We start from the raw sequence: 21,703 nt of genomic DNA on the forward strand, positions 1-21,703 counted from the left end.
CGGGCCGGTCAGCCGACCGGGGGTGCGGTGGGCTGCTTCGGTCCGCTCTCGTCCGGCTCGGGCCCACCGCCCCGGGGTGCCTCCTGTTCGCCGAAGGACTTCCGGATCAAGCGGTTCGCCTCGTCCTGTTCGATGCCGGAGGCGACCAGGAGATCACTCGCCGTGGTACGCACCTGGGCGATCACCACGCTGCCGGAGAAGCCGACCCCCTCGGCGTACGCCCGGCCGGCCTCGCTGACCGCGCGCAGCGACCGTTCCCGGGACTGCTCCGGCTCGTCACCCACGGCGAACTCGTGCTTGAGCAGGCGGACCGACTCGGCCAGGTGCGAGATGGCGTCCGGCATGGGTCCGGGGACCGGTTCCTCGTCCTCGATCAGGGTGACCGAGCGGCGGATGAGCGTGCCGCTGTTGCGCATCGCCCGGTCGATCGGGTCGGCCGCCTCGGCGTAGTGGGTCAGCTCGTCGCGTCGGTGCCAGCGGGCCGGGGAGAGGGTGGCCGTCTCCTTCGCCCCCTCGATCGCCTCGGCGAGGTTGGCCAGCTCCTCCTTGTTGTTGCGCAGCCGGTCCAGGGCCCGCTGCACGCTGCCCCGGTCCAGGGTGCGCAGTCCCTCGGCGGTCGCGTCGAGCTGGGCGGAGAGCAGGTCCAGCGCCGGCCGGGCGGCGCGATTGATCACCCGGAGCGGGTTGAGCGGCAGCAGGATCGCCGTCACCAGCAGCGCGATCCCGCCGCCGACGAAGGCGTCGATGAACCGGGGGATCTCGAGATCCTGGGTGGAGGGGCTCAACGTCACGATCAGCACGGCGGTGGCGGCGGCCTGGATCACGATCGCGACGCTCGCCCCGGCGAAGATGGTCAGCAGGATGGCCGCCGTGACCACCGCCCCGAGCTGCCACGCGCCGGTGCCGAGCAGGTGGATGAGGAGATCGCCGATGCCCACCCCGATCGCCACGCCGACGATCAGTTCCACGGTCCGTCGGAAGCGCTGGCCGACCGAGGCGGCCAGGGTGCCGACGGCGGAGATCGGCGCGAAGACCGGCTGCGGGTTGCCCAGCAGCCGGTGCGAGACAAGGTAGGCCAGCGCGGCCGCCAGCCCGGCCTGCACCGCGAGCCCCGCGGCCATCCGGACCCGGTGCAGCCGATCGTGCAGCGTCGCCTTGCTCCGGTCCCGCACCTGGTCCATCGCCTCGGCGATGCGGGCGCTGTCGATGTCGGCCAGCCGGCCGTTCCGCAGGCCGGCACGGCGTAGAAAAGACGGACGTCTGCTCCCCCGGGCCACGGCCATGGCGGGTACTACCCGCGCCGGGCCGGGTGAATCCTCGGCGTTACGGCGGGAGCGCGGTGCGGCACACTCGACGGGTGGCTGACCTTCTCGACCGGTGGCGGGCGGCGGCGCGGGACGCCGGAGCAACCGATCCCGCCGGGCTGACCGACACCGGGCAGCAGCTGCTGCGCCGGTGGCGGGAGCCGCACCGGCATTACCACACCGTCGACCACCTGAGCGCCGTGCTCGACGTCGTCGACGCGTACGCCGGGCTGGCCGGGCGTCCGGACCTGGTCCGGCTGGCGGCCTGGTGCCACGACGCCATCTACGACCCGCGCGCTTCCGGCGACGCCAACGAGCGGGACAGCGCCGAGTTGGCCGACCGGTTGCTGGCCGGGCTCGGGCTGCCGGCCGCCGCGGTGACCGAGGTCCGCCGGCTGGTGCTGCTCACCGCCGGGCACGAGGTGGCCACCGACGACGCCGACGGCGCGCTGCTCTGCGACGCCGACCTGGCCGTGCTGGCCACCTCCCCGCCGGCGTACGACCGCTATGCCGCCGCGATCCGTCGGGAGTACGCCCACGTGCCCGATCCGGACTTCCGGGTCGGCCGCGCCCGGGTGCTCAGCGGGCTGCTCGCCCTGCCGGCGCTGTTCCGCCTGCCACCGCTGGCCGCGCGGTGGGAGCGGCCGGCTCGGGCGAACCTGCACCGGGAGCTGACCGCGCTGACCGGTCCGGCGTCCCGGCCGACGCCCGGTCCGGCGTAGCCGAGCGTGCCTCGGCGCGGACGAGGTGCTTGGGGCGGCGCAGCCCGGCCGCGCGGAGCAGCCGGACCAGCTCCCGGCTGGGCACCACCCGTGCCCCCAGCCAGACCGCCATCGCGAAGCGGTCGGCCGGAATGTCGTAGTGGTCCCGGTCGAAGCCGCGCCGGGGAGCGCCGAGCGCCTCGGCGAAGGCGTGCAACTCGGCGTAGGAGACGTCGCTGATCAGGTGCGACCAGAGCCGGCCGCGGGACGGCCAGCCGGGCCGGTCCAGGTAGAGCATGCCCACCAACCTAGCCCCCGCGCTTGTCGATCATGTTGATGATCGACGGTCGGCGACCTAGCCTCTCCAGCATGGCCGGAAACCCGCTCCTCGACGACCTGCGCGCCGCCCTCGGCGAGAGCGCCGTGCTGACCGACCCGGACCTGCTCCGCATGCACGAACGCGACGAGGCCGACCTCTGCTCGGCGGGCACCCCGCTGGTGGTCACCCGCCCGCGCAGCACCGAGGAGGTGGTCGCCGTGGTCCGGGCGGCCGCCCGACACGGCGTACCAGTGGTGCCGCAGGGCGCGCGGACCGGCCTGGCCGGCGCGGCGAACGCGGTGGACGGCGCCGTGGTGCTGAGCACCGTCGCGATGGACGCGATCCGCGAGATCGACCCGGTGAGCCGGATCGCGGTGGTGCAGCCGGGAGTGGTGAACGCGACGCTGGCCGCGGCGGTGGCGAAGCAGGGGCTCTGGTACCCGCCGGACCCCGGCTCCTGGGAGTCCTCCACCATCGGCGGCAACGTGGCCACCAACGCCGGCGGCATGTGCTGCGTCAAGTACGGCGTCACCACCGAGTACGTGCTCGGCCTGGAGGTCGTGCTCGCCTCCGGCGAGGTGCTGCGCACCGGCCGGCGGACCGCCAAGGGGGTGGCCGGCTACGACCTCACCCGGCTCTTCGTCGGCTCTGAGGGCACCCTCGGGGTGATCACCGAGGTGACCGTGGCGTTGCGTCCCGCCCCGGCGGAGTCGCTCACCCTGGTCGCGGTCTTCCCGTCCACCGCGGCGGCCGGCGCGGCGGTGGCCGAGATCGCCGCCCGCGGGCTCAGCCCGAGCCTGCTGGAGCTGCTCGACCAGACCCACCTGCGGGCCATCGAGGCGTACCAGCCGATGGGGCTGCGGACCGACGCCCAGGCCCTGCTGCTGGCCGCCGCCGACACCGGCACCCGGGCGGCCGACGACCTGGCCGGCCTGGCCGAGGTGTGCGAGTCCGCCGGCGCCGACGAGGTCTATGCGGCCACCGACGCCGTCGAGGCCGCGGCGCTGCTGCAGGCACGACGGCTGGCCCATCCGGCGATGGAGAGGTTCGCCGCGGAGGCCTACCCGGGCGGCAACGGCGGCCTGGTCATCGACGACGTGGCGGTGCCCCGGGCGGCGCTGGCCGCGCTGCTCGACGGGGTGTCCCGGATCGCGGCGGAGTGCGACGTGCCGATCGGCGTGGTGGGGCACGCCGGGGACGGCAACATGCACCCGAACATCGTGGTCGACCGGGCCGACCCGGCCAGCCTCGAGCGGGGCCGGCGCGCGTTCGACGAGATCATGCGGTTGGGCCTGGCGCTCGGCGGCACCTGCACCGGTGAGCACGGGGTGGGGTTGCTCAAGCGGGAGTGGCTGGCCCAGGAGATCGGGCCGGTCGGCGTACGGGTGCACCAGGCGATCAAGGCGGCGCTGGACCCGACGGGCCTGCTCAACCCCGGCAAGGTGCTCTGACCTGCGGAGATCGGAGTCAGCGCTGAGTGACCGGCCCGGGCAGGTCGACCCGGCTCAGCCGGTCAGCTCGGCCGGGGTGGCCTGGGTGAGCAGCAGGAGGATCTCGCCCGCGACGGAGGGCCGCTCCTCGCCCGGGCAGTCCTGGGAGGTGACCAGGCCCGCCGCGGTGAACAGGCTTGAGGTCAGCGAGTCGATGCAGGTGGCCCGGTAGCGCCGGGCCTCATCCGTCTCGCTGGCGAGCCCCGGGTCGGCGAGCATCTGCTGCAACCGGCTCGCCTGCTCCGGGTCGAGCGACCCGCTGGAGTTGACCCCGTCGCCGGCGCAGTCGATGCACTGCCAGGTGCCGTCCGGCTCGACCCGCAGGGTACGCAGCGGACCGTCGGCACCGAGCTTCTGCACGAGGCTGACCTGACCGTCGCCGACGGTGGTCGGCACCTCGGGGGCCGGCAGGCCGGCGGCAGCACCGCCGGGCGTGGGTTTGGGATCCTCGGCCGACTCCGCGCGGACCAGGGAACACCCGGTCAGCGCGGCGGCCAGCAGCACGCCGAGGAAAGGGACGAGTAGCCGTGTACGGGAAGGGCGCACCACTCGCCGCAACCTACAGGACCGTAGGTTGGCCTCGGTAGCCCTACACCTCGGTAGCTTATGGCGGGGAAGGCAGCGGCCGGAACCGGCCCCGGCGGGCCCTCGCCGGGATCTGCTGAGCCGGTCAACGGGACGGCAGCTCGACCGGGTCGCCGTCGCCGCCCCGGTCGGAGGCGTAGCCGCGGACGTCCGGCGCGCCCAGCCGGGCCGCGTCGGCCGCGACGTCGTCCGGCATCAGCTGCGACTGCCGCTCCGCCTCGACCCGGGCCCGGTAGTGCTCCACCTCGCGGCCCCGGCGGGCGGCGTCCCAGCCGAGCACCGCCCCCATCAGCTCGGCCGTGTGCTCCGCCGACTCCAGGCCGCGATGGCTGGTCTCGAAGGAGATCCGGGTACGCCGGGTGAGCACGTCCTCCAGGTGCAGCGCGCCCTCCGCGCGGGCCGCGTAGGCGACCTCGGCGGCCAGGTACTCCGGTGCCCCGGCCAGCGGCGAGGCGAGCAGCGGGTCGGCGTCGACCAGCGCGAGCACGTCCAGCGTGAGGGTGCCGTACCGCTCCAGCAGGTGCTCCACCACACCGACCGGCACGCCGTGCCGGCGGGCCAGGTCGGCCCGGTCGCGCCACATCGCGGGGTAGCCGTCCGCGCCGAGCAGCGGCAGGTCGGCGGTCCGCGACGGGCGTACGCCGCCCAGCCGGCGCGCCGCCCGGTCCACCACGTCGGTGGCCATCACCCGGTACGTCGTGTACTTGCCGCCGGCCACCAGCAGCAACCCGAGCATCGGCTCGAAGACCGCGTGCTCCCGGGAGAGCTTCGACGTGGAGTCGGCCTCGCCGGCCAGCAGCGGGCGCAGCCCGGCGTAGACCCCCTCGATGTCGGCCGTGGTGAGCGGCCGGTCCAGCACCTCGTTGACCTGCTTGAGCAGGTAGTCGATGTCGCGCGCCGAGGCGGCCGGATGGGAACGGTCGAGCCGCCAGTCGGTGTCGGTGGTGCCGATGATCCAGTGCCCGCCCCACGGGATGACGAAGAGCACCGAGGTGGCGGTACGCAGGATCAGGCCGGTCTCACCGGTGATCGCCGACCGGGGCACCACCAGGTGCACGCCCTTGGAGGCCCGGACCCGGATCCCGGGGCGCAGCCCCACGTCGTTGAGCATCCGGGACATGTCGTCGCTCCACACACCGGTGGCGGCGATGACCGTCCGGGCCCGCACCTCGAACTCGGCGTCCGGTGAGCCGGCCGGTGCCTCCAGGTCACGGACCCGGACACCGGTCACCTCACGGGCCTGCCGGATCAGCCCGACGGCCCGGGCGCTGCTCACCACCGTCGCGCCGAGGCTCGCCGCGGTGCGGGCCAGGGTGACCACCAGCCGGGCGTCGTCGACCTGCCCGTCGTAGTAGCGGATCGCCCCGGCCAGCGCGTCCGCCCGGAGGCTGGGGAAGATCCGGCGGGCGCCCTCCCGGGTCAGGTGGCGGTGCAGCGGCATGCCCCGGCCGGTGCCGAAGAGACCGGCGAAGACGTCGTACGCCGCCACACCGGCGCCGTAGTAGGAGCGCCGGAAGATCCGGGCAGGCAGGTCACGCACCCCTCGGCCGGCCGGGAGCGGCACCAGGAACGGGACCGGCCGGACCAGGTGCGGCGCCAGCCGGGTGGCCAGCAGCCCGCGCTCGGTGAGCGCCTCGTGGACCAGGTGGAACTCCAACTGCTCCAGGTAACGCAGCCCGCCGTGGATCAGCTTGCTGGACCGGCTGGAGGTGCCGGCGGCGAAATCGCGCGCCTCGACCAGGGCCACCTTTAGCCCTCGGGAGGCGGCGTCCAGCGCGGCACCCGCCCCGGTCACCCCACCCCCGATGACCAGCACGTCGAAGCGCTCCGCCCGGAGTCTGCGCAGGTCGGCGGCGCGGCGTTCGGGCGACAGCCGGCCGGCGGTGGATCGGGACACGTTGGGGTCGCGCACCCGTCCACGGTAACCGCCAAGACCATCCGGCGGCACGCGCGGCGCTCCACGCCGCCTCCGCGCACGCACCGGCCGGGCTGCCGGGCGGCTCGGGGGAACGGCGCGTCGTACTGTTTCTCAATGCAGGCCGAACCCCCCGTCTGGGCCGACGCCCGCCCGCCGACCGCTCCCCCGCCCGGACCGTGGCCGGTGGTGGCGGCCGTGCTGGCCGGTTGCTGGACCGTGGCGGTCACCGTGGCGATCCAGGCCGGTGGCTGGCTCACCGATCAGGTGCTGCTCGGCTTCGGGCGGGAGCGGGTCAGCTGGCTCTGGCCGGCGGCGGGCCTGCTGACGGTGCTGCTGGTCGGCACGCCCGCGCTGCTGCTGGCGCTGCTGCCCCGGTCGGCGGCGGTCCGGGCCACCGGGCGGGCCTGGCTGGCCGGCGCGTTGGCCCTCGGAGCGTTCGGGCTGCTCCGGGCCGTCCCGCCGGTGCACCACGAGGCGTACCTCGCCGGGCTGGCCGCGACGGCCGCGGCTGCCGCGGCGGTCCTGATCCGCCTCGCCCGCCGCCGGACGACCGACCCGGCGCCCACGCCGGTCGCCGGGGCGGAGGTCGAGGCGCCCGGTCGGCGCCGGCCGGGTGCGGTCACCCTGCTGGCGATCGCCGCCGGTCTGGCGCTGCTGCTGCCGTGGGCCTGGCTGGGCGCGCTCGGCGGGCTGTTGGAGACGCTCCTCGCGGCGCTGGCCGCCGCCGCGCTCGGCGCGCTGGCCGGCGCGCTGCTCGACGCGAGGTTCTGGTCCCGCTTCGCGCCCGGCGACCCGCCCCGACCGGCCCGGCTGGTGCTGGTCGGCGGCCTCGTCGCCGGGGTGGCCCTGCTGCTGCTCGCCGCCGGGGCCGGCCAGTCCGGCGCGCAGCTGCCCGCCCTGCTCACCCTCCCACCGACCGGCTTCGCGCTGGCCGCCCTGTACGCGGCCGCCCGCCGCCGGCACCCCGCCGTCGCGGTCCCGGCCGGTCCGACCCGGTGGGTGGTCGGGCTCGCCGCGTTCGGCCCGCTGGCGTTCGCCGACCCGGAGGAGATCACCCTGCTGCTGGCGACCACCCGGGACGTGCCGTTCTGGGTGGCGGCCGCCGCCGGCGCCGGGCTCGCGGTCGGGCTGCTGCTCGCCGCCGGGTACGGGCTGCTGCTCGCCCGGCCGGGCGGTCGTGTCCCGCGTCGGCGGACGGCGGCGGTCGCCGCCGCCGTGCTGCTGGTCGCGCTCGGCGCGGTGGACCTGGGCCCGGGCCAGCCGGGGTTGCACGGCGAGCGGCTCTTCGTGGTGCTGCGCGAGCAGGCCGACCTGTCCGGCCTGCCGGCCGCCTCGCCGGGCCGGACCGGCCGGGACGCCCGGGCCGTCGAGGTCTACCGCCGGCTTGTCGACACCGCCGAGCGGAGCCAGGCCGATCTTCTGCGGGAGCTGACCCGGCTGCGCCTGCGCCCCACGCCGTACTACCTGGTGAACGGGGTCGAGGTGGATGGCGGCCCGGCGGTGCGGGCCTGGCTGGCCCGCCGCCCGGAGGTCGCTCGGGTGCTGGTCAGCCAGCGGTTGCGCCCACTGCCCGCGCCGGCCGGCACCACGCGGGGCGCCGATCCCGCCCCGACCGGGTTGGAGTGGAACATCCGCCGGATCGGCGCCGACCGGGTCTGGAGCCAACTCGGGGTGACCGGCGCGGGCGTGGTGGTGGGCAGCTCGGACTCCGGGGTGGACGGCCGCCACCCCGCGTTGGCCGGCGGCTTCCGCGGCGGCGACGACTCCTGGTACGACCCGTGGGACGGCACCCGCTCCCCCACCGACGAGGGCGGGCACGGCACCCACACGACGGGCAGCGCGGTCGGCCGCGACGGCATCGGGGTGGCACCGGGAGCGCAGTGGGTGGGCTGCGTCAACCTGGACCGCAACCTCGGCAGCCCGGCGCACTACCTGGACTGCCTCCAGTTCATGCTGGCGCCGTTCCCGTCCGGCGGCGACGCGTTCACCGACGGGCGTCCGGAGCGCGCGCCGGACATCCTGACCAACTCCTGGGGCTGCCCCGGGATCGAGGGCTGCGACGCCGGGGTGCTCCGGCCGGCCACCGCCGCGCTGGACGCCGCCGGCATCTTCGTGGTCGCCGCGGCCGGGAACACCGGCCCCTGGTGCGCGTCGATCGACGACCCACCCGCGCCCTACCCGGACGTGCTGACCGTGGGAGCGGTGGACGACCGGGGCCGGGTGGCGCAGTTCTCTTCCCGAGGCCCGGTGCCGGGCGGGCCGGCCAAGCCGGACGTGCTGGCCCCCGGCGTCGGGGTCCGCTCCGCGATGCCCGGTGGCGGGTACGCCACGCTCGACGGCACCTCGATGGCGACCCCGCAGGTGGCCGGGGTGGTGGCGCTGATGTGGTCAGCCAGCCCGGAGCTGGTCGGCGACCTGCCCCGGACCCGCCAGCTGCTGCGGGAGACCGCGACGCCCGCCGAGCCGACCTATCGCTCCCGCAATCCGGCGGACGCCTGCGGTGGGCCCGCGAACATCACCGGGGCCGGCGTGGTCGACGCGTACGCGGCCGTACGGGCGGCCCGGGCCGCGGGCTGACGGTGGCCGGGCCTTGCGCGGACGGGTACCTCGTGATCTAGGGTCGGCGACCATGGACGCGGAGATCACCGTCAGCGAACTCACCCCCGATCTGGCGCCCGCCGTGGTGCGGCTGTGCGCCGGAGCGCTCGACCTGCCCGAGGACGCGACCGAGGCGGACGTCCTGGTGGACGCGCTCTGGACCCGGGCCGCCGCCGACCGGCCGGTGTTCGCGCTCGGCGCGTACCGGGGGGCGGAGCTGGTCGGGGTGCTGATCGGCTCGATGTCGGCGGCCGACCCCCGGCTCGGGCACGTCGACCTGGTCGCGGTCGCGCCGGAGCACCGCCGCCGGGGCGCCGGGCGGGCGCTGCTGGCCGGGGCGGAGCGGCAGCTCGCCGACCGGGGCGCGGCCGAGGTGCTGCTCGCCGGCAACCCGCCGTACTACGCCTGGCCGGGAATCGATGTCCGGTACACCCCCGCGGTCTGCGCCGCGCTGGCGCTGGGCTACCAGCAGGACCGGACCGCCTGGAACATGACCGCCGACCTGTCGTACGACGAGTCGCCGGCGCTGCGCTCGACGCAGGCCGCGGAGCGACGGTTGGCCGGCCAGGGGGTGACGGTGCGCCGCGCGGAGCCGGCGGACCTGCCGGCGCTGGCCGCGTTCGCCCGGTCCACCTTCGGCGGGGCCTGGGACGGCGAGTTGGCCGGGTCGGTGGGCCGGCCGGGGGCGGGCTGCCACCTGGCGGAACGCGACGGAGAGGTGATCGGCTTCGCGGCGTACGGGTCGTCCCGGCCGAGCTGGTTCGGGCCGATGGGCACCGCCCCGGCGGCTGAGGGCTCGGGGATCGGCGGGGTGCTGCTGCGGCGCTGCCTGCGGGACCAGCACGACATGGGGCTGGAATCGGCCCAGATCGGCTGGGTGGGGCCGGTGCCGTTCTACTCGGGCAGCTCGGGTGCGCGGATCGAGCGGGTCTTCTTCCTGTATCGGCGGACGATCGGGAACTGATCCGGGGCGAATAGGATATAGACCCGTATAGTGCCATTCGCCCTCATCCGTCGATCGACGCCCCCTACCGTTTCGGTAGAGGAGGCAGCAATGACCACGGACGACGAACACACCGAGGACGTCGCACCCGTCACCTGGACCCCGGTCGGCGATCTGCCCGGCCATCTGCCGATCGACCGGCTCGACTACGGGGACGCCGAACAACTGGCCGAGATGAGCGTCACCGGCGACCCCGCGACGGAGGAGCCGGTCGAGATGGTGGACGCGCCGATCCAGCTCCGCGCCCCGTACGACCGGACGCACAAGCGGCGCAACCAGCGCCCGCTGCCGACCTGACCGCGCCTGCCGGCGCCCGCCGACCTGGCGGCCTGACGACGAAACGGGGCGGACCGCTGACGCGGCCCGCCCCGTTTCCGGTTGGAACTGGACTCAGAAGTCCATGTCCCCGCCACCCGGACCAGCCGGGGCGGCCGGGGTCTTCTCCGGCTTGTCCGCCACGACGGCCTCGGTGGTGAGGAAGAGCGCCGCGATCGACGACGCGTTCTGCAGCGCCGAGCGGGTCACCTTGGCCGGGTCGATGATGCCCGCGGCCAGCAGGTCCACGTACTCACCGTTGGCGGCGTTGAGGCCGTGGCCCGCCTCCAGGTTGCGCACGCGCTCGACGACCACGCCGCCCTCGAGGCCGGCGTTGACGGCGATCTGCCGCAGCGGGGCGTCCAGCGCGATCTTGACGATCTGCGCGCCGGTCGCCTCGTCGCCGGTCAGGTCCAGCTTGTCGAAGGCGGTCTTGCCGGCCTGCACCAGCGCGACGCCACCACCCGGGACGATGCCCTCCTCGACGGCGGCCTTCGCGTTGCGAACGGCGTCCTCGATGCGGTGCTTGCGCTCCTTCAGCTCGACCTCGGTGGCCGCGCCGACCTTGATCACCGCAACACCGCCGGCCAGCTTGGCCAGACGCTCCTGCAGCTTCTCCCGGTCGTAGTCGGAGTCGCTCTTGTCGATCTCGGCCCGGATCTGGTTCACCCGGCCCTGGATCTGCTCGGCGTCACCGGCACCGTCGACGATGGTGGTCTCGTCCTTGGTCACCACGACCTTGCGGGCGCGGCCCAGCATGTCGACGTCGGCCGCGTCGAGCTTGAGGCCGACCTCCTCGCTGATGACCTGACCACCGGTGAGGATGGCGATGTCGGTGAGCATGGCCTTGCGGCGGTCACCGAAGCCGGGAGCCTTGACGGCGACCGACTTGAAGGTGCCACGGACCTTGTTGACCACCAGGGTGGCCAGGGCCTCGCCCTCCAGGTCCTCGGCGATGATCAGCAGCGGCTTGCCCGACTGCATGACCTTCTCCAGGATCGGGAGCAGGTCCTTCACCGACGAGATCTTGCTGTTGACGATCAGGATGTACGGGTCGTCGAAGACGGCCTCCATACGCTCCGGGTCGGTCATGAAGTACGCGGAGATGTAGCCCTTGTCGAAGCGCATACCCTCGGTGAGCTCAAGCTCCAGGCCGAAGGTGTTGCTCTCCTCGACGGTGATGACGCCTTCCTTGCCGACCTTGTCCATCGCCTCGGCGATGATCTCGCCGACGCTGGTGTCACCGGCCGAGATGGAGGCGGTGGAGGCGATCTGCTCCTTGGTCTCCACGTCCTTGGCGAGCTTGAGCAGCTCCTCCGAGACGCTGGCCACGGCGGCCTCGATGCCCCGCTTCAGGGCCATCGGGTTGGCGCCGGCGGCCACGTTGCGCAGGCCCTCACGAACCAGGGCCTGGGCCAGGACGGTCGCCGTCGTCGTGCCGTCACCGGCCACGTCGTCGGTCTTCTTGGCGACCTCCTTGACCAGCTCAGCGCCGATCTTCTCGTACGGGTCCTCGAGCTCGATCTCCTTGGCGATGCTCACACCATCGTTGGTGATGGTGGGGGCACCCCACTTCTTCTCGAGCACGACGTTGCGGCCCCGGGGGCCGAGGGTCACCTTTACGGCGTCGGCGAGCTGGTTCATGCCCCGCTCGAGGCCGCGGCGCGCCTCTTCGTCGAACGCGATCATCTTGGCCATACGGCGTTGTCCTCCTGGACACTCACGGGCCACCCGAGTGTGTGTCCCGGATGGGCCGCCTGGTGTACGCACCTTGGGGCGCCGTCGCCGTGGTGACGACGGCTCTCCTCGGCCGGGCCGGATAGCCCGCGACGACCGGCCACGTGCCCCACCGGCGGCTTGTCCCGCCGGCGTGGCCATGGCCCCACCGCCCCGACCTTTGGCACTCACAGTACGCGAGTGCCAATGACTTGTTTAGCACTCTCCCATGCCGAGTGCAAGCACGAACGCCGCGATCAGCCGAGCTCCGCGGCCAGTCCGGCGCTGTTCACCGGCCGCTCATGGACCCGCTGCTCGGCGTACGTCACCAACAGCCCCACCAGCTGCACGAGGTGGGCGGGGAGGGCCAGCACCGCGGTGACGGCGATCACCGCCACCACGCCGATCGCGGATCCCGGCGCGGCGAGCGGATCGGTGCCGAACGGGGCGGTGCCGACCCCCTCGATCACACTGGCGACCACGGTGCAGACGATCACCACGGCGACGACCAGGGCCACCCGCCCCAGCAGCAGCCCCAACCGGTCGTGGAACATCCGGAACGACCGGCCGATCGGGTTGTGCCGCTCGAAGAGGTAGACCGGCCCGGCCATGCTCAGCGCGAAGGCGAGGTAGATGCCGGGCAGGATGCAGAAGCAGACGCCCAGGCCGACGATCACGCTGATCAGCAGCGTCCAGCCCCAGAGCCCGAGCGCCCGGCGCAGGCCGTAGCGCAGCGCGGCGGCCAGGTCTACCGGCTCGCCGGCCGCCTGCCGGGTGATCACCCATGTCCCGGCGCCCCAGCCCAGGGCCTGCACCAACCCGATCACCAGGCTGCCGCCGACCAGCACCAGGAAGATGGTGGCCAGGTCGGTGAAGAAGGTGTCGGGCAGCGCGGCCGGGTCCTCGACGGTGGACGTCTCCCACTTCGCCGTCGGGTCCAGCCCGAGGGAGAGCACCGACAGCACCGCGGCCGGCAGCACCTGGGTGAGCAGCAGGATGGGCAGCAGCAGTCGCCAGCCGCGCCGCACCGCCCCCACGCACCGGTCGAACCAGCCGCTCAGCCCGACGCCGGGCGGGGTGACCAGCGGGTCCGCCGGATCAAAGCCGGGTGGGTACCACCCGGCCGGTGGACCCGGATACCAGGGCTGCCCGCCGTACGGCCCGGCGCCGGGCGGGTAGCCGCCGGTGGGCGGGAAGACCCAGCCCTGCGGCGCGCCCGGCGGCGCCTCCCAGGGAGGCGGCACGCGCGGATCCCAGCCGGCCGGCGCGGTCGGCGGAGGGCCGGCGGCCGGGGGCACGCGCGGGTCCCAGCCGGCCGTCGGCGGGCCACTGGTGGTGGGCACGGCCGGATCCCAGCCCGGCGGCGGGCCCCAGGCGGACGCCGCGGTCGGGTCCGAGCCGGGCTGGACGCCCGGAGCGTCGGTGGGCGGGGCTCCGGCGCCAGCGGGCATGGCCGGGTCGGCACCGGGCGCGGGCCTGGCCGGGTCAGCGCCCGGGGCGGGCGCGGGCCTGGCCGGGTCAGCGCCCGGGGCGGGCGCGGGCCTGGCCGGGTCAGCGCCCGGGGCGGGCCTGGCCGGGTCAGCGCCCGGGGCGGGCGTGGCCGGGTCGGGTTCGCCCGGGCTGGACCCGGACGGGTTGTCGCCGCCCGAGTGCGGACCGGACGGGTCGGGCTGGCCCGGGTGTGGGGCGGCCGGGGGCGGCTGGTCGGACATGAACCCTCCTCAGCGACGGCTGGAACGGTTCACGATCTTCCAGGGTCAGGCCCCGTGGCGCAGCCCCGGCCGGCACCGGCCGATGGTCCGGACAGGCGACGCCCGCTCAGGCGACGACGCGCACCCGCTCAGCCTGGGGGCCCTTCTGTCCCTGGGCGATCTCGAACTCCACCCGCTGGCCGTCGTCGAGCGCCTTGTAGCCGTCCATCTCGATCGCGGAGAAATGAACGAAGACGTCCTGCCCGCCGTCGACGGCGATGAAGCCGTAGCCCTTTTCGGCGTTGAACCACTTCACGGTGCCCTGTGCCACGGTGCACTTCCTCACTCTGCGCGGCGTTTCCTACCCGCGCGGCCGGGCACGGCCGGGCGCGCGGCGACCACCTTTTCCGCGATCGGCGACGGCCGCTGAAGAGGTGACCGAAATCGCACGCTACACGAGGAGTGACGGCGGCGCACGACCACAAATCGGGGCATATCGCACCCGATATCCAGCCGCGCGGCCATCGGCCGTCATCATTGTGGTAGGTATGCGGTCATGATGACCGCTCCGGCCCGACCCAGCCCGCGACAGGCGGAGATCCGCCGGGTCCGGCCGGCGGACGCCGCCCGGATGCGGGCCCTGCGGCTGGAGATGCTCGCCGACGCTCCGCTGGCCTTCCTGGAGACCGTGGCCGACGCGGCGGCCCGCCCGCACGCCGAGTACGCCGCCCGGATCGCGTACACCTCGGCCGGCTCGGAGACCGCGCAGTTCATCGCCGACCCGGGCGGCCGCCTGGTCGGGCACGCCGGTGGCACGGTCACCCCGACCGAACCCGGGCTGACTGTCATCTACGCGGTCTACGTGACCCCGACCTGGCGGGGTAACGGGCTGCTCGCCGAGCTGGTCGACGCGGTGGCTGCCTGGTCACGGGAGTGCGGCCGGCCGGAGCTGATGCTCGAGGTGGTGGTCGGCAACGACCGCGCCTACCGGGCGTACCAGCGGCTCGGATTCGTCGACACCGGCGTCCGGGTGCCGCACCCGACCATCCCGGCGCTGACCGAACTCCAGATGCGCCGCCCCGCCTGAGGGCGCCACACCCACCTTCCCCCAGCGCCGCCTGGACGTGGTGGCCTCGCGCCGCCTGGGAGGCCACCACGTCCGGCTTCGCAGCATGATCAAGACCGGGCGGGGCCGGGGACGCTAGGCGTGCCGGCGGCTCTGCACGATGCGGAACCGGTTCGCCACGTAGGCGCCGTCGGTGAGCGCGGCGTTGGCGGCCGGGTTGGCGCCACTGCCGTGGAAGTCGGAGAAGGCCGCCGACTGGTTCACGAAGACCCCGCCGGTCAGGTTGCAGGAGAGGTGCACGCCGATCTCGACCGCCACCTTCTCGGCCGCGTCCAGCACCGCCTCGTCGGTGGAGTAGACGCCTGCGGTGAGCGCGCCCTTCTCGCCCACGGTCCTGCGCATGATCTCCACGCTGTGCGCGGTGGAGTCGGTGGCGATGGCGAACGAGATCGGCCCGAACCACTCCCGGCCGTAGGTCGCGGTGTCGTCCGCAGCCAGCTTCACGATGGTCGGCGTCCGCACCACCGCGTCGGCGAAGGCCGGGTGCTCGACCGTACGCGACTCCAGCAGCGCCTCGCCGACCTTGGCGACCTCGTCGAGGCGCTCCAGCACCCCGTCGTTGACGACGGCCCCGGTCAGCTCGACGCCCCGGGCGGGGTCGGCGGTGAGCTTGCCGACCGCGGCGGCGATCCCGCCGGCCACCTCGTCGAAGCTCTTGTGCCCCTGGTCGGTCTCGATGCCGCCGGCGGGGATCAGGATGTTCTGCGAGGTGGTGCACATCTGGCCGCTGTAGAGCGTCAGCGTGAAGCCGAGGTTGCGGCACAGGCCGGCGAAGTCGTCGGTGGAGTCGATCACCACCGTGTTCAGGCCGGCCTTCTCGGTGTAGACGGCCGCCTGCCGGGCGTTCGCCTCCAGCCAGTCGCCGTACTCGGTGGAGCCGGTGAAGTCGACGATCTTGACGCTCGGGTGCAGGGCCAGCGTCGAGGCGAGCTTCTCGCCCGGCGCCTCGGCGGCCAGCAGGATCAGGTTGGGGTCGAAGCCCGCCTCGGCGAGCACCTCACGGGCGTACCTGACGGTGACGGCCAGCGGCAGCACGGCGCGCGGGTGCGGCTTGACGATCACGGGGTTGCCGGTGACCAGCGAGGCGAAGAGCCCCGGGTAGGAGTTCCAGGTCGGGAAGGTGTTGCACCCGATCACCAGGGCCACCCCGCGCGGCACCACGTGGAACGTCTTGGTCATCCGCAGCGGGTCACCCTTGCCGGCCGCCTTCTCCCAACCGGCCGTACCCGGGTGCCGGGTCATCTCGGCGTACGCGTAGGCGAGCGCCTCCAGCGCCCGGTCCAGCGCGTGCGCGCCGCCGGCCTGGAAGGCCATCACGAAGGCCTGGCCGCTGGTGAACTGCACCGCGTTGGCCAGCTCGAAGATGTGCTTGTGCAACCGGTCGAGGATCTCCAGGCAGACCCCGACCCGGGCCTGCGGGCCGGCGTCGCGCCAGGCCGGCAGGGCGGCGCTCGCGGCGGCCACCAGTTCGTCGGCCCCGGCATGCGGGTAGCGCACGGCCAGCTCCACCCCGAACGGGCTCACCTCGGTGGCGACCCGGTCACCGGCGCCCGGCTGGTCGAGCGGGAAGTCGCCGCGCAGGTACGCCTCAAAGGCGGCCTTGCCGTCGGCGGCGGCGGTCTCGCCGTACACCCGTGGGCTGGGCGACTCCGGGTAGGCGGACCAGTACCCACGCTCCGTGATCGCGGTCAGCGCACGGGTGAGGGTGTCGGCGTGCCTGTCGTACAGGGGGTGCGGGGTCTCCGTCATGCCCGCCATCATGCAACAGGACGCACCAAAATCAGTAGGGGCGTGTCACAACTCGGATCGTCTTCCTCCGCCTCTGCACCGGAATGACCGGACCGGGTCCGGGTAACCGCGCGGCCTGCGGAAGGAGGGAGCGGCCACGATTGGGAACCACCGAGATCCGGGTGCACGGGGTCGCCGACCGCGGTCCCGAGGCGACGCTGGACCGGCCGATCGTCAGCCGGGTCGCGGGCGACCGGAACGCCGGCTTCTACCGGGTGCATCCTGGCCTCGGCGATCCGCAGGATGCCGCCGGCGCCACGCTGGAGGCGTACCGCTGGAGCAGGCTGGCCGGTGGAACGGCGACCCGGACCTTCTCGCTGGTGCTGCTTCTGCCCTTCATGCTCGCCAACACCGCCATCTGGATGCTGCCGCCGGGCCGCCACAGGGAACCGGCCGGTAAGGCGATCTGCCGGCTGCTCGCCGCGACCCTCACCGCGATGTACGTGCTGTCGATCGTGGGGGTGGCCGTCGACCTGGTCGCCTGGCAGTGCGCGGCGTATCCGCGCTGCCTGGAGGGCCGTCGGGAGATCTCCTGGCTGGGGGGCCTGCCGCCCGGGCAACGCCTGGCGCTGCTCGCCCTGCTGCCGCTCCTCGCGATCGCGCTGGTCCGGTGGCTCGGCGGCCGCACCTGGCAGCTCCCCGAGAACGCCGGTGCGGGACCGGCGGCCCTGGGCGCCGAGCGGCTCGCCGACCCGGCCTTCTGGGACAACCGGGTGCTGCTGCTCCGGCTCCGCGCGCTGCACATCGCGATCGCGCTGGCCACGCTCGACCTGGCCCTGCTCCGGGCCCTCGTCCCGCACGACCGCGGATTCCCGGGCTACGCGCTGCTCGCCGCGTCCGCCGGCCTGCTCGCCGCCGCGCTGGTACTCCTCTGCCTGTCCCAGATCGAACGGCAGGGTGGCGCCCTGTGGGCGCCCCGCACCGTCCGGCTGGTGGTTCGGGGCGCGGTCGTGGTGACCGGGCTGACCCTGGGGTACGCCGCCCTGCCGCGGGCACCCTGGTCCGCCGTCGGCGGCCTGCCGGCGTACGACAGGCTGGTGGCCCTGCTGTTCGCCGTCCAGATGTTCCTGCTGCTGGCGCTGACGGCCGTCGTCCTGGTCCGGACGCCGGCGCGGGGGCGCTCGGCGCTGCTCGGTCTCGCCGCTCCTCTCGTGATCTCGGTCGCGATCGGGCTGGCCGTGTCGTACTCGTCGGGACTGAACTACGGCATCGCCGAGTACCTGGACCGGGGTTCCAGCCCCACCCCGGCGCGCCCCCTGCCGGAGGGCGCCCCGCCGCTCTCCCCGCCGGTCGCGTTCCGCTGGGCGGCCCTGGGCGTCTCTGCCGCGCTGCTGTCCGCCGCCACGGTGGCCCTGGTGGCAGTTCGCTACCAGCGGTCACGGCACCGACGGATGGCGGAGGAGATCGTCCGCCGGGAGTTCCCGGAGGCGCCACGAGCGGCTCCGGAGCGGGCGCGGGCGGTGCGCGACAAGCTCATCCGGGCCCGGATCGCGGACCGCCTCGGCCCGCTGCTCCTGGCGACGTACGCGTTGCTGTTCGTGCTGGGGCTGGGGGCCGCCGGGCTGTCGATGCGGCATGAGGGTCCGGAGGACGTGGCCCACCTGCTGGGCGGGCCGTCGCTGGCCCGCCCGGTGATCTTCGTAACCGACCTGGGCGGTCTGGTCATCGGGCTGTTCGCCCTGTTCCTGTTCGGGGCGGGGCTGCTCGCGTACCGGTCGCCCGCCATGCGGGTGGTCGGTGTGCTGTGGGAGCTGGCCACGTTCTGGCCGCGCGCGGCCCACCCGCTGGCCGCCCCCTGCTACGCCGAGCGCGTGGTGCCGGACCTCACCCGCCGGATCACCCACCTCACCACCGGCGGGGACCGCGTCGTGCTCTCCGGGCAGAGCCACGGCAGCGTGCTCGCCGCGGCGACCATTCTCCAGCTGCCGGCGTCCGCCCGTGCCCGCGTGGCGCTGTTGACCTACGGCACGCCGTTGGGGCGGCTCTACAGCCGGGTCTTTCCCGCCTACATCGGGACCGACGTGCTGCGGGAGGTGGGTGACCGGCTGGATTGGCGGTGGCTCAACCTGTGGCGGTGGACCGACCCGATCGGCGGGCCGGTCTTCGGCACGGACGCCGGGACTCCCGTCCGCGCCGCGCGCGTGGATCGCCGGGTGCGCGATCCGGCGGGGCTGCTGATCCCGCCCGGGGACACCGTCCCGCCGAAGATCAGTGGACACCGGTTCGTCCCGGACGACGACTTCCACCGGGCGGTCGGGGAACTGGTACGGCGGCTGGACCCGTCCGGCCCTGGCGACGGCGGAGCGGCGGTCAGACCGTGAGCTGCCAGTCGGTCCAGCCGTCCACCGGGCGGAAGCCGAGCTGCTCGTTGATGACGATCATGTGGCTGTTCTCCGCCGCGTTGAAGGTGTCGATGGCACGGACCGCCGGCTCGTGTGCGAGCAGATGGCGCAGGTTCTCGATCTTGGTGAGCAGACCGAGCCGGTGACCACGGTGCGCCGGGTCGACGATGGTGATCTGCTGGAACGCGTGCCAGTCGGTGGAGGCGCCGAGGTCGAGCAGGGTCCAGGCGACCAGTTTGCCGGACTCCTCGTGCTGCACCGCGACGTGGTACTGCCGCCGTCCGCGTGCCGCCAGCGCCCGCTCGGTGCCCCGGATCCGCTCGGCGTCGACCTGCTCGGCCTCCCACTCCAGGTCGCCGAGGGGCGCGTCGGTCGACAGCCGGCCGTCGAGGTAGGCGATGTCGGCGACGTACTCCTCGGGGACGAGGCCGTGCCAGCGGACCGTGCGGTAGCCGGCGGCGTGCGCCCGGGCGTCGGCGAGCAGCGCGTCCAGCGCGCCCTGGTCGACCCGGGTGGGGTCGAGCCGGCGGCGGACCTCGGCGAGCGCCGGCTGTGCTCCCAGCGCGGCGGCGAACGCGGCGCCGGCCGCCGAACGGGCCGGCCCGCCGGGCAGCTCCGTGACGGCCATCCCGATGACCCGCTTGCGGCCCTGCTCGCGCAGCAACCGCAGGCAGTGCTCGTGCAGCGCCCGGCCGACTCCCCGCCGCCGGTGCTCGGGATGGACCACCAGCTCGACGGTGGCGTTCTCGGTGTTGTCCAGCTGGGGCAGGTCCAGCGCCAGGTAGCCGGCGGGCACGCCGTCCAGCCGGGCCAGCGCCCAGAGCGTGACCGTGCCCGGCATCGGGTGGGTCAGCATGGCCTCGAAGCGCTGGCGACAGAACGGCGGGAAGTCGGGCAGGTCGGCGTCGTTCGCCGCCGCCCCGACCCGGTAGGCCTCGTCGATCACGGCCGGGTCGGCGGCGTCGAACGGCGCGATCGTGATGCTCATGCCGGAAGGGTGCGCCCTGGGAACGCGATCGGGCCAGCGAATTTTCGCTGGCCCGATCGGACGTTGGTCGGGAGGGACACTCGCACAACGCCTCCGGCGTTGGGTCGCAAGAACTTCAAAAGTCTTCGGCGAAATGCCCTCCCGCACGGAGCATCTTGCGCCGTCCGGTTCCTGCCGTCAAGTCCTTAGCGGTGGGTTTTCCGCACCCAGAGCGAAAAGCCGGTTACCCGGCGGATCGGCCTGATCCCCCGTCCGGGCGATCCGCGGGTCAGCCGAGCAGGCCGGCGTCGCGGGCGGCGCGCAGGGACGGGCGGATCCGATGGGTGGGGCCGACCTCGCCGGCGACCGCGTCGATGGTCTTCAGTCCCTCACCCGTGTTGAAGACCACGGTCTCCGCGGCCGGGTCGAGCTTGCCCGACTCGACCAGCTTGCGGAGCACCGCCACGGTGACCCCACCGGCGGTCTCCGCGAAGACGCCGGTGGTGCGAGCCAGCAGGCGGATGCCGGCGCGGATCTCGTCGTCGTCGACGTACTCCATCCAGCCCCCGGTACGGCGCACCGCCTCCAGCGCGTAGAGGCCGGCCGCCGGGTCGCCGATGTTCAGCGACTTGGCGATGCCGGTCGGCTTGACCGGAACGATCGTGTCGGTGTCGGCGTGCAGCGCGGTGGCGATCGGGTTGCAGCCGGCCGACTGGGCGCCGAAGACCTTCCAGCCACCGGCCGGCGCCTCGACCAGCCCGACCTCGACCAGCTCCGAGAACGCCTTGTCAATCTTGGTGAGCAGCTCGCCGCTGGCCATCGGGATGACCACCTGGCCGGGGATGCGCCAGCCGAGCTGCTCGGCCACCTCGTAGCCCAGGGTCTTGGAGCCCTCGGCGTAGTAGGGGCGCACGTTGACGTTGACGAACGCGGTGTCCTCGAACTCGTCGGTCTCCACCAGCTCGCCGCAGAGCCGGTTCACGTCGTCGTAGGAGCCGTCGATGGCGACCAGCTCGCCGCCGTAGACGGCGGTCGTGACCACCTTGCCCTGCTCGAGGTCGCTGGGGATGAAGACCACCGAGGGCACCCCGGCGCGGGCCGCGTGCGCGGCCACCGAGTTGGCCAGGTTGCCCGTGGAGGCACAGGCGTAGCGGGTGAAGCCGAGCGCCCGGGCGGCGGTGAGCGCCACCGAGACGACCCGGTCCTTGAACGAGTGGGTGGGGTTGGCGCTGTCGTCCTTCACCCAGAGCGGGGCGGTGATGCCCAGCTCGGCGGCGAGGTGCGAGGCGGCGACCAGCGGGGTGAGGCCGGGGTTCAGGGTGACCCGGGTGGCCGGATCCTGACCGGCGGGCAGCAGCGCCGCGTAGCGCCAGATGTTGTCCGGGCCGGCCTCGATCTGCTCGCGGGTGACGGTGGCCAGCGCGGTGGCGTCGTAGTCGACCTCCAGCGGCCCGAAACACTCGTAACAGGCGTGCTGGGCGGCGAGCGGGTAGCGGGCCTCACAGGCCCGACAGACCAGGGCGCGGGCGGGGCTGGCGGTGGTGTCGATACCGGGGGCGGCGAGCGTCGACGTCATGTCGAAGATTCCTCTCATCTTTCCCCGCATCGCACGGTGCGGCGGGGACGGAATTGGCACCTGCCCCGCGGGTCGCTCAGCGATGAGCGCGCGGGGTGGTTGCCGGGGCGTCTTCGGGCCGTATCCCTCAGCCCCTCTGGATGAGGTATGCAGTTGTGCGATCGAGTCTACGGCCGGGCCGCCGACCGTCCAGCCCGCCGTCCCACGGTGTGAGCCGCCGTCATCTTCACCCGCCCCGAACGACCGCCCCCGGATCCGGGGGGC

Annotated in this window: 16 protein-coding genes, 1 pseudogene and 1 riboswitch; of the genes and pseudogenes, 7 read left to right on the forward strand and 10 right to left on the reverse strand. The window is 74.0% G+C overall.

What is annotated here, in order from left to right; genetic code table 11:
- Nucleotides 1–8: 8 nt before the first annotated feature.
- On the reverse strand, nt 9–1,277 hold the full coding sequence (locus ACIBBA_RS02155) for an aromatic acid exporter family protein (RefSeq protein WP_396693420.1): 1,269 nt from the start codon (nt 1,275–1,277) through the stop codon (nt 9–11).
- 80 nt (nt 1,278–1,357) lie between these two features.
- Here ACIBBA_RS02155 and ACIBBA_RS02160 point away from each other — a divergent pair, with 80 nt between their 5' ends.
- Nucleotides 1,358–2,026 carry a metal-dependent phosphohydrolase gene (locus ACIBBA_RS02160; protein ID WP_396692887.1) on the forward strand — a complete coding sequence of 223 codons (669 nt, stop codon included), beginning with the start codon at nt 1,358–1,360 and terminating at the stop codon, nt 2,024–2,026.
- 61 nt (nt 2,027–2,087) lie between these two features.
- Here the strand turns inward: ACIBBA_RS02160 and ACIBBA_RS02165 are convergent.
- Nucleotides 2,088–2,303: pseudogene (locus ACIBBA_RS02165) on the reverse strand (DUF4031 domain-containing protein); the annotation flags it as partial.
- 71 nt (nt 2,304–2,374) lie between these two features.
- Between ACIBBA_RS02165 and ACIBBA_RS02170 the strand changes: the two are divergent.
- Entirely contained in the window at nt 2,375–3,775 is a 1,401-nt protein-coding gene (locus tag ACIBBA_RS02170) for an FAD-binding oxidoreductase (protein WP_396692889.1), read from the forward strand.
- Nucleotides 3,776–3,829: 54 nt separating this feature from the next.
- On the opposite strand, the gene ACIBBA_RS02175 is transcribed toward ACIBBA_RS02170, so the two are convergent.
- Together ACIBBA_RS02175 and ACIBBA_RS02180 are read right to left on the reverse strand one after the other, a co-directional pair.
- Complete coding sequence (locus ACIBBA_RS02175) at nt 3,830–4,363, reverse strand: hypothetical protein (RefSeq protein ID WP_396692891.1); 534 nt, start codon at nt 4,361–4,363, stop codon at nt 3,830–3,832.
- 121 nt (nt 4,364–4,484) lie between these two features.
- Complete coding sequence (locus ACIBBA_RS02180) at nt 4,485–6,296, reverse strand: glycerol-3-phosphate dehydrogenase/oxidase (RefSeq protein ID WP_396693422.1); 1,812 nt, start codon at nt 6,294–6,296, stop codon at nt 4,485–4,487.
- A gap of 135 nt (nt 6,297–6,431) precedes the next feature.
- Here ACIBBA_RS02180 and ACIBBA_RS02185 point away from each other — a divergent pair, with 135 nt between their 5' ends.
- The 3 genes from ACIBBA_RS02185 (at nt 6,432) to ACIBBA_RS02195 (ending at nt 10,215) form a co-directional block, all read left to right on the forward strand.
- Nucleotides 6,432–8,894, forward strand: a complete 2,463-nt coding sequence (locus ACIBBA_RS02185; protein WP_396692893.1) for a S8 family serine peptidase — start codon at nt 6,432–6,434, stop codon at nt 8,892–8,894.
- 52 nt (nt 8,895–8,946) lie between these two features.
- Entirely contained in the window at nt 8,947–9,879 is a 933-nt protein-coding gene (locus tag ACIBBA_RS02190) for a GNAT family N-acetyltransferase (RefSeq protein ID WP_396692895.1), read from the forward strand.
- 90 nt (nt 9,880–9,969) lie between these two features.
- Nucleotides 9,970–10,215 (forward strand): hypothetical protein, encoded by a 246-nt coding sequence (locus tag ACIBBA_RS02195; RefSeq protein ID WP_396692897.1) that lies wholly within the window; start codon nt 9,970–9,972, stop codon nt 10,213–10,215.
- 93 nt (nt 10,216–10,308) lie between these two features.
- Here the strand turns inward: ACIBBA_RS02195 and groL are convergent, their stop codons facing one another.
- The 3 genes from groL to ACIBBA_RS02210 form a co-directional block, all read right to left on the reverse strand.
- Nucleotides 10,309–11,931, reverse strand: coding sequence for a chaperonin GroEL (gene groL, locus ACIBBA_RS02200; protein WP_396692899.1), 1,623 nt, complete (start codon nt 11,929–11,931; stop codon nt 10,309–10,311).
- 275 nt (nt 11,932–12,206) lie between these two features.
- Nucleotides 12,207–13,193, reverse strand: coding sequence for a hypothetical protein (locus ACIBBA_RS02205; RefSeq protein ID WP_396692901.1), 987 nt, complete (start codon nt 13,191–13,193; stop codon nt 12,207–12,209).
- A gap of 574 nt (nt 13,194–13,767) precedes the next feature.
- Complete coding sequence (locus tag ACIBBA_RS02210) at nt 13,768–13,971, reverse strand: cold-shock protein (protein ID WP_007073263.1); 204 nt, start codon at nt 13,969–13,971, stop codon at nt 13,768–13,770.
- A 225-nt stretch (nt 13,972–14,196) separates the two neighbouring features.
- Here ACIBBA_RS02210 and ACIBBA_RS02215 point away from each other — a divergent pair, with 225 nt between their 5' ends.
- On the forward strand, nt 14,197–14,727 hold the full coding sequence (locus ACIBBA_RS02215) for a GNAT family N-acetyltransferase (RefSeq protein WP_396692903.1): 531 nt from the start codon (nt 14,197–14,199) through the stop codon (nt 14,725–14,727).
- Between the two features lie 114 nt (nt 14,728–14,841).
- Here the strand turns inward: ACIBBA_RS02215 and paaN are convergent, their stop codons facing one another.
- Nucleotides 14,842–16,515, reverse strand: a complete 1,674-nt coding sequence (gene paaN, locus ACIBBA_RS02220; RefSeq protein WP_396692905.1) for a phenylacetic acid degradation protein PaaN — start codon at nt 16,513–16,515, stop codon at nt 14,842–14,844.
- Between the two features lie 140 nt (nt 16,516–16,655).
- On the opposite strand from paaN, the gene ACIBBA_RS02225 reads away from it, so the two are divergent.
- The gene (locus ACIBBA_RS02225) at nt 16,656–18,875 is read left to right on the forward strand and encodes a hypothetical protein (protein WP_396692907.1); all 2,220 of its coding nucleotides are present in this window, start codon (nt 16,656–16,658) and stop codon (nt 18,873–18,875) included.
- Here ACIBBA_RS02225 and ACIBBA_RS02230 read toward each other — a convergent pair.
- Together ACIBBA_RS02230 and thrC are read right to left on the reverse strand one after the other, a co-directional pair.
- Nucleotides 18,865–19,884 (reverse strand): GNAT family N-acetyltransferase, encoded by a 1,020-nt coding sequence (locus ACIBBA_RS02230; protein WP_396692909.1) that lies wholly within the window; start codon nt 19,882–19,884, stop codon nt 18,865–18,867. The two genes, ACIBBA_RS02225 and ACIBBA_RS02230, sit on opposite strands and share 11 nt — an antisense overlap.
- A gap of 268 nt (nt 19,885–20,152) precedes the next feature.
- Entirely contained in the window at nt 20,153–21,439 is a 1,287-nt protein-coding gene (gene thrC, locus ACIBBA_RS02235) for a threonine synthase (protein ID WP_396692911.1), read from the reverse strand.
- A gap of 11 nt (nt 21,440–21,450) precedes the next feature.
- Nucleotides 21,451–21,586: riboswitch (SAM riboswitch) on the reverse strand.
- Nucleotides 21,587–21,703 lie beyond the last annotated feature (117 nt).

Source organism: Micromonospora sp. NPDC051006, assembly GCF_044456245.1.
Classification (GTDB): Bacteria; Actinomycetota; Actinomycetes; order Mycobacteriales; family Micromonosporaceae; genus Micromonospora.